Below are 12,173 nucleotides of genomic sequence, written 5' to 3'. Positions count from 1 at the left end.
CCGTGTGAATCACGTTGGACGTATAGACAGGGAGGAAGACAGTGGCCCGGAAAGTCATGATCACTTGCGCCGTGACGGGTGCCATCCATACGCCGTCGATGTCCCCGCATCTGCCGATCACGGCGGCGGAAATCGCCGAGGCGGCGATCGGGGCCGCCGAAGCCGGGGCCGCCCTCGTCCATGTCCATGCGCGCAACCCCGCCGACGGCCGCCCCGACCAATCGCCCGAGGCGTTCGAGCCCTTTTTGAAGGTCATCAAGCAGCGCTGCGATGCGGTGATCAACATCACCACCGGCGGCGCGCCGACGATGACGATCGAGGAGCGCTTGCGCCCGTGCACCTATTTCAAGCCCGAGGTCGCGTCGCTGAACATGGGCTCGATGAATTTCGGGCTCTACCCGATGCTCGCGCGCCACAAGGAATTCAAGCACGCCTGGGAGAAACCTTACCTGGCCGAATCCGAAGACCGCATTTTCAAGAACACGTTCAAGGACATCGCCGGCATCCTGACCGCCTGCGCCGAGAACGGCACGCGCTTCGAGATCGAGTGCTACGACATCGGGCATCTTTACACGCTGGCGCATTTCGTCGATCGCGGCCTGGTCAAGCCGCCGTTCTTCGTGCAGTCGGTGTTCGGCATTCTGGGCGGGATCGGCGCCCACCCCGAGGACGTGGCCCATATGAAACGCACGGCCGATCGCTTGTTCGGCGACGCCTATCAATGGTCGGTCCTGGGGGCGGGGCGCAACCAGTTGCCCATCGCCGCGCAAGCCGCCGCAATGGGCGGCAATGTCCGCGTCGGGCTGGAGGACTCGCTATGGGCCGGGCCGGGCAAGCTCGCCAAGACCAACGCCGAGCAGGTCGCCAAAGTCCGCCAGATCATCGAAGGGCTGGGGCTGGAGATCGCGACACCGACCGACGCCCGCAAAACTTTGGCGTTGAAAGGCGCCGACAGGGTCAATTTCTGAGCCGCCATCGGACCTTGCGGCGGCGCAAGCGGGCGCGGAAACATACCGCCAGTGGCGCCCGGCCGCCGCAAGGGATAGACTACGCGTCAATGCCGCCAAGCGGCGAGTTCGACCCGAAGTCGAACGCAGGGAGGGACGACGTGACCGAAGCGAGCGCACTCACGCATTCCGTCGCGGACGGCGCCTGGCAAGGCGCTGCGGCGCGATCGCGGTGCCGGACCAATTCCCGCCGCGGCTTTACCGATCCCGAGCAACGCTCCTACGCCCCGGTCGACTCCGTCGGCCGCGCGTTCAAAGTGCTGCGCGCGGTGAACAAGCTCGGTATCGCCTCGATCAACGAGATCTTCGAGGAAACGCGCGTTCCCAAATCGACCATCGTGCGGATGCTGGAAACGCTGATGCACGAAGGCTATGTCGCGCGCGACAACATGTGCGGCGGTTATCACGTCACCTGCCGCACGCACGAATTGACCTCCGGCCTCGACGGCATCGCCCAAATGATCGAGGTCGCGCGCCCCCACGCGCTGGAATTGACCGCGACCACCAAATGCCCGATCGGCATCGGCGTGCTCGACGGCGATGCGATCGCCGTGCGCTACTGGACCGGTGCCGTCAGCCCCCTCGCCCACACCAACACGGTGCTGGGCCAACGCGCGGATCTGCTGCACTCGGCCATGGGCCGCGCCTTCATGGCGTTTTGCCCGCCCGAACAGATGCGCGCGCATGTGGCGCGCATGCGCGCCACGCCCGAACTGCAATTTGGTGCTGCGGAAGAACGCCGCCTGCACGCGCTGCTCGCCGGCATCCGCAAGGACGGCTACGCGATGCGCGATCCGGCGACCAAACCGTTCTGCACGATCACGCTGGCGACGGCGATCAAGATCGGCGACTCCGTCCACGGGCTGATCAGCATCAGCCTGTTCAAATCGGCGATCGAACGCCGGGACCTCGCGGAGAAGATCGTCGGTCCGCTGCAGGCAACAACGGCCGCGATCGGCCGTGCGCTGGCGTTGGTGCGCGACGACGGCCGCACGCGCGCGGCGACGGGCGTCGAGCCGGGGTTTTAATCCCGGCCCGCGCCCGCGACGGTTACTTGTCGTCGAGTTTCGGATTCGTCGTCGGCGTGCCGCCTTCGAACCAGTTTTCGAATTTGCGATGCGCGACGAGCCAGGCGCCGCTCGCGTCGCGGACCATGTGGTCGGTCATATAGGCGATCTGGATCGGCGGATGCGTGGGCAGCGGCGGCTTGCCGTCGGCCGCGTAGAGCATCAGGAACCAGTGGCACAGCGCCTTGTCGTCCCCTTGCGGGATCGCCTGGAAGTTGATGACGCTGTGGACCACGGTGCGGGCACCCCGGTCTTCGCGCCATTTGTAGAATTGGCGGATCTTCTCGCGGCCGGCATAGGACGCCGCCGGACCCTGGAACACGCCGTCGGGCGTGTAGTATTCGGGCGCCTTGCGGCCCCAATTGCTGTCGACTTCGTGCCAATAGTCGACCAGCAGCGCGTGCAACGTGTGCGTCAGCGCGATGCGTTCGGGTGTGATGTGCATTGTCGTACCTTCCGTTGTGCTAGGCGATAGGTGGCGAAAATTCGGCGAGCGCTTGGCGCGCCGCCTGTTTGAGGAAGCCGTGATCGCTGGACACCATGAAGGCGCTCGCCCCGAGTTCGGCCATCGCCTTGGCGTCGGCGCGGTCGGGCGACAGCATGATCACGGGAATACCCGCCTTGCGCGCGGCGGCCATGATTGGCTCCACCACTTTGCGCGTTTCGGGCGAGGTCATCGACGGCGCGCCGAGTGCCGCCGTCAGATCGCCGCGCCCGACGAACCAAGCGTCGATGCCTTCGACGGCGGCGATCTCGTCCAAATGGTCGAGCGCGGACAAATCCTCGATCATCGCCGTGCAGACGACGCGCTGGTCCTGTGCGGCGATATGCCCGGCGAACGAAGCTTCGCCGAAGCCGCCCGCACGCGTGGTGTTCGCGAAGCCCCGGCGTCCGCCCCGATAGCGGCACGCGGCGGCGATATCGCGCGCCTTGGCGGCGCTGTCGACATGCGGCACCAGAATGCCCGCGGCGCCGCAATCGAGCACGGAAAGAATATTGGCGTCGCCCGGATCGCCGACGCGCACGATACCCGCGACGTTCGACGCGCGCGCGGCAAGCACCATCGTGTCGATCTGCCAGCGGTCGAGCGGCGCATGTTCTTGGTCGATGACCACGAAATCGTAGCCGAGCAGGCCGAGAATCTCGATCGCATGCGTGGTCGGCGTTTTGACGAAAGTGCCGAGAACATGCTCGCGCGCGCGCAGGCGGCGGCGGAAATCCTCGTAAGGCGGGCGCGGATTGGTCATGACGTCTCCCCTATTCCGCCGAAAACACGCTGCGCGCGATATGCCGAACGCCGCCGTTGAGCTGGATGGGATCGTCCTTGGTGTTCATGTAGTAGACGCACATCAGCTTGCCTGGTGCGATCTCCGCCACGCGCGGATAGCCGAGATCCCAGCTGCCGCCGTCGTCGCGCAGCACCCATTCGCGCCCCCAGCTGCGGCCGTCGTCCTCGCTGTAGCGCACGCGCACGCCGAATGGCGGCAAGCGATAGCCATAGACGCAGGCGATGCGGCCGTCGGCGAGGCGCACGAGATCGCCGGGCGCGCCCCAATCGTTGACGCGCGACAGGAAACGCCAGGTCAAGCCGCCGTCGTCGCTTTGGAAAATCTCGGTCCATAGCAACGACGTGGGATCGCGCTGGCAACGCAGCGACAGCAGGATGCGCCCGTCCGGCAGCGTAATGCCGCGCGGATAGAAATAGCGATGCGGGCCGAAACGCAGCGGCACGTTACGATCCCCGTCGGCGGCTCCGTCGTCGTGCTTGGACGTGATGACCGACAGGAAGGTCCACGCCGTGCCGTCGTCGATGCTCGCATAGACGATCGGCCGGCGGCCCCAGCCATCGGCGCCGACGGCGGTCAGGAAGACGAGGCTGACGCCGTCGGGGCGCACCAGCGCCGAAGCGTGGCCCGACAGCGACGGCCAGCCGAGATTGGGGGCGAGCAGCGGCGGGCGCCAGCTGTCGCCGCCATCGGTCGATACGCGGATCCAGGCGCGGCTATGCGGCCGGAAATAATCGGGCGTGCCGCCCGAGGCGACCAGCACGTCGCGATTGGTGAAATCGATCGGCGGCAAATCCGCATAATCGGTCCGCGCCTTCGCGAACATCGCGTTCTGATCGGCCGACAGGTCGAACAGCAGCCGCATCGAGTTCGGGTCCCAGCTGTATCCGCCGTCGCGCGACCGCAGCGTGACCATCTGCGGCCCGACCAGGGCGACTTCGTCATGATTCACTTCCGACGCTTCGCGATAGGTGCTCGGCTTCTTCATGAAGGCGACGACGTGATGGCCCTGCGCGGTCGTCCAGAAGCCGCTGACGAAGGGCCAGCCGCAGAACTCCGCGTTGTTGCGATAGACAACGCCGTGATCGGCATCGGCGATACGCATGCGTTGTTCGAAACGCCGGATCATGCTTTTCTCTCCAAGCTGGCCTCTCGAAGCCAGAACCGCGGCGAGTGTCACATCGCCGGGCGCGCGTTGAACACAAGGCCGAGACCCAATTTCAACGCGCGAAATCGTTCCGCATCGCGCGCCATAGGGCGCCGCCGCCGCCGCTAACATCGCGCGGAAAACAAAGCCGCAAGGAGTTCAAGATGCCGATCCATTCGCTCGACGGCGCGACGCCCAAGCTCCCGAAATCGGGCGATTTCTGGATCGCACCGAGCGCGCAAGTGATCGGCAATGTGCGCCTGGGCGAAGGCGTCACCATCTGGTTCGGCGCGGTGATCCGGGGCGACAACGAGGAGATCGTGATCGGCGACGGCGCGAATATTCAGGACAACTCGGTCCTGCATTCCGACGCCGGCGCGCCGCTCACCATCGGCGCGAACGTGACGATCGGCCATCGCGTCACCGCGCATGGCTGCACCATCGCCGACGATTGCCTGATCGGCATGGGGGCGACGATCCTCAACCGCACGCGCATCGCGCGCCATTGCATCGTCGGCGCCGGCGCGCTGGTGACCGAAGGCAAGGAATTTCCCGAAGGCTCGCTGATCGTCGGCGCGCCCGCAAAGATCATGCGTCCGCTGACCGAGCGCGATATCGACATGATCCGCGCCTCGGCGGCGGGTTACGTCGCCAACGGCCGCCGCTATGCTCAAGGCCTCAAGCAAATCGGATGATGCGCACTGTGTCGCGCAAAAAAAGCCCCGGTCGGTGACCGGGGCCTTTATTCGTCGGGGCCGATGGTGGGCGATGTAGGGCTCGAACCTACGACCCGCTGATTAAGAGCTGTCAAGCCGCGTTGATAGTCCTACAGTTTTCCGTCGCCGGAACCCCAAAGAGCCCCATTGAACCCCAAGGGAATTTTGAGGACGACGGAAAGTCGAAAACGACTTCTCAAGACCGAGCCGACGCGTATCTATCGCCCAAGAAGTTGGATCAGGCGTCGGCGGCGATCAGCGCTTTACGATCGAGTTTCGCGATATCGTCGATCCCCAGCATCGCAAGATTTCGATCGACTTCGCCGCGCAGAAGACGGATCGCATGCGCGATCCCCGCTTCGCCATAGGTCGACGCGGCGTAGTTAAACGGCCGGCCGATAAAGACGGCGCGCGCGCCCAACGCAAGTGCCTTGATGACATCGGTACCGCGTCGCACGCCGCCATCCATCATGATCGTCATGCCGCCCGCCTCGGCGACGATCGACGACAACACTTGCATCGGCGCCGCCGCATAGTCGAGCTGCCGGCCGCCATGGTTCGAAACGATCACGCCATCGACGCCCGTCCGTCGCGCTTCGGCAGCATCCGCAGGGCTCAAAATTCCCTTCAAGACGAAGGCGCCTTTCCAGCGGGCACGGATCCGCCGGACATGATCCCAATTGAAATGGGCGCGATTGGAGAAGTCGCGATCGACCTTTGGCGACAGAATCGGCGCGCCACGTTCGGCGAACGAATTCTCGAAATGCGGCATTCCCGTCGTCAACAACGTCCGCAAGAAGGTGCCGCACAGCCAACGCGGCCGGACGATACCATCCCAGGCCAAGCGCAAGGTCGGGCGTAGCGGCGTCGAGAAACCGGCCCGAATATTGTTTTCGCGATTGCCGGCCACGGGAATATCCACGGTCACCACGAGCGTGCGGAATCCCGCCTTCTCGACCCGGTCGAGCAACGCGCCGATCCGCCCTTCGTCGCCCGGCAGATAGGCCTGAAACCAGCTGCCCGGCGCGGCTTGGGCAACGTCCTCCAGCCGCGTCAACGACGATCCGCTCAGCACATAGGGAATGCCCGCAAGCGCGGCCGCGCGCGCGGCGACGCGATCGCCGTCGAACGCGGACAAGGCGGCAAGTCCCATCGGCGCAATGCCGAAGGGCGAAGAATAGGTCGTGCCGAAAAGATCGATGCTCTGGCTGCGCGCCGAAACGTCGCACAGCACGCGCGTGACGAAGCGCCATTTTTCGAACGCGTGACGGCTTGCATCCAGCGCGGCATTGGTTTCCGCGGCACCCGACACGTATCCGAAGATCGGCCGCGGCAGACGCGCGCGCGCCAACGGCTCGAAATCGTTCAACGACAACACGCGGCCTAAGCCGCGTTCGCCCGCCCCGCCGCTAAAGGCTTTCCAGGGATCGACGGCGGGAGAAGCGGATTCCGGTTTCATGGTCGAACGTCACCTTTGCGGACCCATCGCTGCCGCCACTGCAAGAGCGCCGCATTCTGGACCGGAATCCGGTCAAATCGGAAAGACAATCGCCTTCGAGGCCTGCCGCGCATGGGCGGCGGCAAATGCCGCACCGATCTCGGCGAGCGGATAGCGATGCGTGACCATCGGCGCGAATGTCGCCGGCTCGCGCGCCAGCACGGCGATCACGTCCGGCCAGATGGACGCGGGCGAGCTGAAAGCACCGACGATCGAAAGGCGCTTGCGGACCAAGCGCACCATATCGACCTCGATCGGCGCGTGCTGGATCCCGACGGCGACAAGCCGCCCTGTCGGCCGCAGCGCCGCGAACGCCGCATCGAAAGCGGGGCGTGCCCCCGCCGCATCGAAGGCGATATCGAACGAACCGGCGAGCGCGCGAACGGCCGCCGCGTCGGCCCGCCGGGATGTGTCGTAAATGGCACCCGCCGCGAGCCCCTCCAGCACCGACAGCCGGGCCGCGTCGTCATGGCCGACGATCGTCACGTCGGCGCCGGCACGTTTGGCGAGAAGCGCGATCCCTTGCCCGATCGTCCCCGGCCCGAACACGATAACCCGCTCGCCCTTCGCCACGCGGGCGGTGGCGACGGCGTTGAAGCCGACGGCGACGGGTTCCGCCAAAGCGGCGACATCGTCGGGAAGGCTGTCGGGCACCGGGACGCAATTGCGCGCCGGAACGCAGACATAGCGCGCGAAACCGCCGTCGCGCATCACGCCGATTCCGCGCCGATCCTGGCACGAGTCCAGATCGGCACGCATGCAAGCTTCGCATTTGCCGCAAGTCGTGGCCGGAACGACGGCGACGCGCGCACCCGGCATCAGCGACGGATCGCCGGGGGCGGCCACGACGCGGGCGACGAATTCGTGGCCCATCGTCAGCGGCAAGGCCTTCGCGAGATGCCAATATCCCGGCGCCCAGCGATCGATATGCAGATCGCTGCCGCACACCCCGACCGCAAGGACTTCGAGCAACGCCTCGCCGGGCCCCGGCGGGGCCGGCAGCGGGACATCGACAAGCGATACGCCGGGTGCGGGTGCGAGCTTGCGCAGCGCCAGCATGTCGCGCGTCCTTACTCGGCCGCGCGCCCCGCGGAGATCCGACGGCCCGCGGGCAAATACGCGGGATCGTCCAGGCCGTAGCGTTCGAAGCAACGATCGATATCGGCCTTATCGATATCGCTGATTCCCGGCTGCGGCAGACGCGCCGTCGCATGCGCGATCAGTCCTTGGCGAACCAGCGCGTACTTCATGCGCACGCGATAATCGCGCAGCGGCGCCCGCCACGTAATGCGCGCCCAAGGCCCGATCTGGTTCCAGATCGCATAGGCTTCGGTGGCCTTCCCGGCTTGAGCGAGGCGATTCATCTCGACCAGTTTGGCGGTGGCGGTGCCAGCGAAGCCGATCAAGGCGCCTTTGCAGCCCAGCAGCATCGCTTCGAGGATGAAGGTATCGTTGCCGGTCATCACCGCGATATTGGTGCCTTCGGCTTCCTCGACAAGTTCGGCCGTGCGCTCGATGTTGAACGCGGCATCCTTCAGCGCCACGATCGATTTGATCGCCGACAGGCCCTTGATCGTGCCCGGCGGGTAATCGACGAAGGGCGTGTGGAACGCGACGATCGGCACGCCGGTGCCTTCGGCGATCGCGCGGTGGAAATCGACGACGACATCCACGGGCAGCGGCTTGGACACGAAAGTCGGCAACGGCGGGAAGACGACCAGCGCATCCGCCCCCGCCTCGACCAAGCGCTTGCCAAGTTCGATCGCCTTGCTCGTGCTCGCGGCGACAACGCCCGACACGACCGCGCAAGCGCCCCCCGCGGCTTTGCGGGTCCGGCGCATCACTTCGAGCTGCTCGTCGACGCTGAGCGAGCCGCCTTCGCTGGCGGCCATATTCATGGCGATGCCCGAGGGACCGCCGGCGGCGACTTCGGCGAGGTAGGAGTCGAGCGAACGCCAATCGACGGACTCGTCCGGATTGAACGGCGTTACCGGTGCGGCGATAACGCCGCGTGTAATGTCGTGCTTCATCGCTTCACTCCCTCACAATTTGATGGTAGCGCTTACATTACTAATCGAAGAGTGTCAATAGGACCGGCTTTCGGTGACGAAACATCCAAGTCCGCGATGCGGCCGCAAGCCTGATTGAGCCTGAAAATGAAAGCGGTTATAACGCGCGTGGGGATGGAAATGACTTACGACTACATCATCGTTGGCGGCGGCTCCGCCGGTTGCGTTCTGGCGGCCCGCCTTTCGGAAAAAAGCGAGTGCCGCGTTCTGTTGATCGAGGCCGGCCGCGACATCAAGGACGGCGCCACGCCCGACGAGATTCTCGACAGCTTCGCCGCGCGTGCGTTCCTCGATAAACGCTTCCTGTGGAACGACCTGCGCGTCACGACCGAGAGAATGCCGCAGAACCAGCCGGACGCGCCGCGTGCGCGGCTGCGCAAATACGAGCAAGCGCGCGTCCTGGGCGGCGGTTCGTCGATCAACGGCCAGCTCGCCAATCGCGGCGGTCCCGTCGATTACGACGAATGGGAATCGCGCGGCGCAAAAGGGTGGAACTGGAATTCCGTCCTGCCCTATTTCCGCAAACTCGAACGCGACATGGATTTCGACGATCCGCTGCACGGCAAGGACGGCCCGATGCCGATCCGGCGGATCTTCCCGGAAATGTGGGCCGGGCACGGCAAGGCGATGGCGGCCGGCTTCGAAGAACTCGGCTATCGCTACGTCGCGGATCAGAACGGTGCGTTCGAGGACGGCTATCACCCCTTCACGATTTCGAACGCCTATGACCGGCGCGTGCCGACGGCGATCGCGTATCTCACGCCGACGGTGCGCGCCCGGTCCAATCTGACGATCGAAACCGACGCGACGGTCGCCGCGCTGTTGTTCGAGGGGCGCAAATGCGCCGGCGTGCGCGTTGCCATGCGCGGCGAAGAACGCGAATTCCGCGCGAACGAAGTCATACTTTCCGCGGGCGCCATCCATTCGCCCGCGATCATGCTGCGCGCGGGCATCGGCGCGCCGGGCCATCTGCGCGATCTCGGCATCGATGTCCGTCACGCGCTCCAAGGCGTGGGCAAACGCTTGATGGACCACCCTTCCGTGGCCTTGGCCGCTTTCATACGGCCGCATGCGCGCCTCAACGGACGCACGCGCCGGCATCTTCTCGTGGGCTTGCGCTTCTCCTCCGGATTGCCGGATATGCCGGTCTCCGACATGGCGGTGTCGGTCTCGACGAAAGCCGCGTGGCACGCCGTGGGCGAGCAGATCTGCTCGGTCACGACATGGGTCAACAAGACCTTCTCGGAAGCCGGCGAAGTGCTTCTCGAATCGTCCGACTGGCGCCGATCGCCGCGCGTCGATTTCCGGCTGCTGCATGATCGGCGCGACGTCGATCGTATGATGGCCGCCCTACGCCATCTGCGCCGCGTGTTCGACACCAAGGCGGTGCGCGAGGTGTGCGATGATCCCTTCGCGGCCAGCTTCAGCGAAAAGGTGCGCCAGGTCGGCGAGATCAACGCCCGCAACGCCTTCCTGACCCGCATCATGGCGACGATGCTGGACGGCCCCGCGCCGTTTCGCCGCTTCCTGATGCGCAACTTCATCCTCGAAGCGCCGCCGCTCGACAAACTGCTGGCGGACGACGACGCGCTCGAGGCGTTCATCCGCCGTGCGGCCGTCGGCGTGTGGCACGCCTCGTGTTCGTGCCGCATGGGCGCCGAGGACGACCCGATGGCCGTGGTCGATTCCGAGGGCCGCGTGCGCGGCATCGACGGTTTGCGGATCGTCGACGCGTCGATCATGCCCACGATCCCCCGCGCCAATATCAACCTGCCCACGATCATGATCGCCGAACGAATCGCCGATCTGGTGAAACAATCCGGCTGAACGGCGCCGATTTCGTGTCCCTATTGACCAAAAAAGAAAGCGATTACATTATGCCTATCCAATTGGGGAGGAAGCAAATCCATGGCTGAAGCTTCGCGACGCGTTTCGTTGCCCGCGTCCCCTCATGAATTCGCGGCCCTTATCGGCGACAAATTGATCGCACCGGGCGCCGACGCCATCGTCCGCGAGAACCCGGCGCATCGCAGCCCCGTGTCGCGCTACCCCAATTTGGGCGCCAAGGGCGCGCTCGAGGCGATCGCGGCCGCGCGCAAGGCGGCGGATTCGCGCGTCTGGAGTTCGATGTCCGGTGCCGCGCGCGCCAAGGTGCTGCTCGAAGTGGCCCGCCGCATCGAGGCCGAGATCGAGACGCTGCGCGGCATCGAGAGCTTCGAAACCGGCAAACCGCTGGCGAACGCGGAGCGCGAGATGCGCGGCGCCGCCGCGCATTGGGAATACGCCGCCACGCTGGCGCGCCACACCTATGGCGACACCTACGATACGCTGGGGTCCAACCAGTTGGCGCTCGTGCTGCGCGAGCCCGTCGGCGTCGTCGCGATGATCACGCCCTGGAACTATCCGCTGGTCATCATCAGCCAGAAGCTGCCCTTCGCGCTCGCGGTCGGCTGCTCGGTCGTGGTGAAACCCAGCGAGATGACCTCCGGCACGACGCTGGCGCTGGGTCGCATCCTGCGCGAAGCCGGCTTGCCGCCGGGCGTCGTCAATATCGTGCCGGGCTACGGCCACGACGTCGGCGCGGCCCTGTGCGACAGTCCGGATGTCGACGCGATCTCGTTCACCGGATCGACGGGTGTCGGCAAGAAGATCGCCGCAAAAGCCGGCGCGGGGCTCAAGAAGCTTTCGCTCGAGCTCGGCGGAAAATCGGCCCATATCGTGTGCGCGGACGCCGATCTCGACGCGGCGGCCCAGAAAGTGGCGATCGGCGCCACGCGAAACTCCGGGCAGGCCTGCGTCAGCGGTTCGCGGTTGCTCGTCGAAAAGAAGGTCGCCGGCGCGTTCGTCGAGCGTGTGATGGCCCATATGAAGGCCATCAAGGTCGGCGATCCGCTGGAATTCTCGACCGAGATGGGCCCGCTCGTCAGCGCCGCCCAGCACGCGCGCGTGGAAGGCTTCATCGCGGCGGGCAAGCGCGACGGCGCGAAGCATTGGTCTGCCGGCAATGTGCCCGATGGATGGTACGTGCCGCCGACGGTGTTCACCGGCGTCGATCCCGCGAGTTCCATCGCGCGCGAGGAGATCTTCGGACCGGTCCTCTCCGTCATCGAGTTCGATACGGTCGACAAAGCGATCGAGATCGCCAACGGCACGTCCTACGGCCTGTCGGCGGGCGTTTGGACGCGCGATCTCGACAAGGCGTTCCGTTTCGGCCGCGGCCTTGCCGCCGGAACGGTCGAGGTGAACACCTACATGGCCGGCGCGCCGGAACTGCCGCTGGCGGGGCGCAAAGACAGCGGGCTCGGCCACGAACGCGGACGTTTCGCGGTCGACGAGTTCACCCACCTCAAAACGATCCAATTGCAGCTTTCCTAGAGCGGGAG

Annotated in this window: 11 protein-coding genes; 5 read left to right on the top strand and 6 right to left on the bottom strand. The window is 65.7% G+C overall.

The window, feature by feature from the left end; translation table 11 throughout:
- Positions 1-56: 56 nt before the first annotated feature.
- Together J0H39_05690 and J0H39_05685 are read left to right on the top strand one after the other, a co-directional pair.
- Positions 57-968 carry a 3-keto-5-aminohexanoate cleavage protein gene (locus J0H39_05690; protein ID MBN9496224.1) on the top strand — a complete coding sequence of 304 codons (912 nt, stop codon included), beginning with the start codon at positions 57-59 and terminating at the stop codon, positions 966-968.
- Between the two features lie 140 nt (positions 969-1,108).
- The gene (locus J0H39_05685) at positions 1,109-2,035 is read left to right on the top strand and encodes a helix-turn-helix domain-containing protein (protein MBN9496223.1); all 927 of its coding nucleotides are present in this window, start codon (positions 1,109-1,111) and stop codon (positions 2,033-2,035) included.
- Positions 2,036-2,057: 22 nt separating this feature from the next.
- Here J0H39_05685 and J0H39_05680 read toward each other — a convergent pair whose 3' ends face one another.
- The 3 genes from J0H39_05680 to J0H39_05670 are packed head-to-tail and all read right to left on the bottom strand — an operon-like array spanning position 2,058 to position 4,489.
- Entirely contained in the window at positions 2,058-2,519 is a 462-nt protein-coding gene (locus tag J0H39_05680) for a nuclear transport factor 2 family protein (protein MBN9496222.1), read from the bottom strand.
- 19 nt (positions 2,520-2,538) lie between these two features.
- The gene (locus J0H39_05675) at positions 2,539-3,321 is read right to left on the bottom strand and encodes an aldolase (protein ID MBN9496221.1); all 783 of its coding nucleotides are present in this window, start codon (positions 3,319-3,321) and stop codon (positions 2,539-2,541) included.
- A gap of 10 nt (positions 3,322-3,331) precedes the next feature.
- Positions 3,332-4,489, bottom strand: a complete 1,158-nt coding sequence (locus tag J0H39_05670; protein ID MBN9496220.1) for an exo-alpha-sialidase — start codon at positions 4,487-4,489, stop codon at positions 3,332-3,334.
- 182 nt (positions 4,490-4,671) lie between these two features.
- On the opposite strand from J0H39_05670, the gene J0H39_05665 reads away from it, so the two are divergent.
- A complete protein-coding gene (locus J0H39_05665; GenBank protein ID MBN9496219.1) occupies positions 4,672-5,202 on the top strand; it encodes a gamma carbonic anhydrase family protein in 531 nt (176 codons plus the stop codon).
- Between the two features lie 259 nt (positions 5,203-5,461).
- Here J0H39_05665 and J0H39_05660 read toward each other — a convergent pair whose 3' ends face one another.
- The 3 genes from J0H39_05660 to J0H39_05650 all read right to left on the bottom strand — a co-directional run bounded on the left by J0H39_05660 (position 5,462) and on the right by J0H39_05650 (position 8,751).
- Positions 5,462-6,682 carry an alpha-hydroxy-acid oxidizing protein gene (locus tag J0H39_05660; GenBank protein MBN9496218.1) on the bottom strand — a complete coding sequence of 407 codons (1,221 nt, stop codon included), beginning with the start codon at positions 6,680-6,682 and terminating at the stop codon, positions 5,462-5,464.
- Positions 6,683-6,754: 72 nt separating this feature from the next.
- Positions 6,755-7,780, bottom strand: a complete 1,026-nt coding sequence (locus J0H39_05655) for an alcohol dehydrogenase catalytic domain-containing protein (protein ID MBN9496217.1) — start codon at positions 7,778-7,780, stop codon at positions 6,755-6,757.
- A gap of 11 nt (positions 7,781-7,791) precedes the next feature.
- The gene (locus tag J0H39_05650; GenBank protein ID MBN9496216.1) at positions 7,792-8,751 is read right to left on the bottom strand and encodes a dihydrodipicolinate synthase family protein; all 960 of its coding nucleotides are present in this window, start codon (positions 8,749-8,751) and stop codon (positions 7,792-7,794) included.
- A gap of 153 nt (positions 8,752-8,904) precedes the next feature.
- On the opposite strand from J0H39_05650, the gene J0H39_05645 reads away from it, so the two are divergent.
- Complete coding sequence (locus J0H39_05645) at positions 8,905-10,617, top strand: GMC family oxidoreductase N-terminal domain-containing protein (GenBank protein MBN9496215.1); 1,713 nt, start codon at positions 8,905-8,907, stop codon at positions 10,615-10,617.
- 81 nt (positions 10,618-10,698) lie between these two features.
- On the top strand, positions 10,699-12,165 hold the full coding sequence (locus tag J0H39_05640) for an aldehyde dehydrogenase family protein (GenBank protein ID MBN9496214.1): 1,467 nt from the start codon (positions 10,699-10,701) through the stop codon (positions 12,163-12,165).
- Positions 12,166-12,173: the final 8 nt, after the last annotated feature.

This window comes from Alphaproteobacteria bacterium, from assembly GCA_017308135.1.
Taxonomy (GTDB): domain Bacteria; phylum Pseudomonadota; class Alphaproteobacteria; order CACIAM-22H2; family CACIAM-22H2; genus Tagaea.
This window is presented reverse-complemented; position numbering and strand designations above follow the sequence as displayed.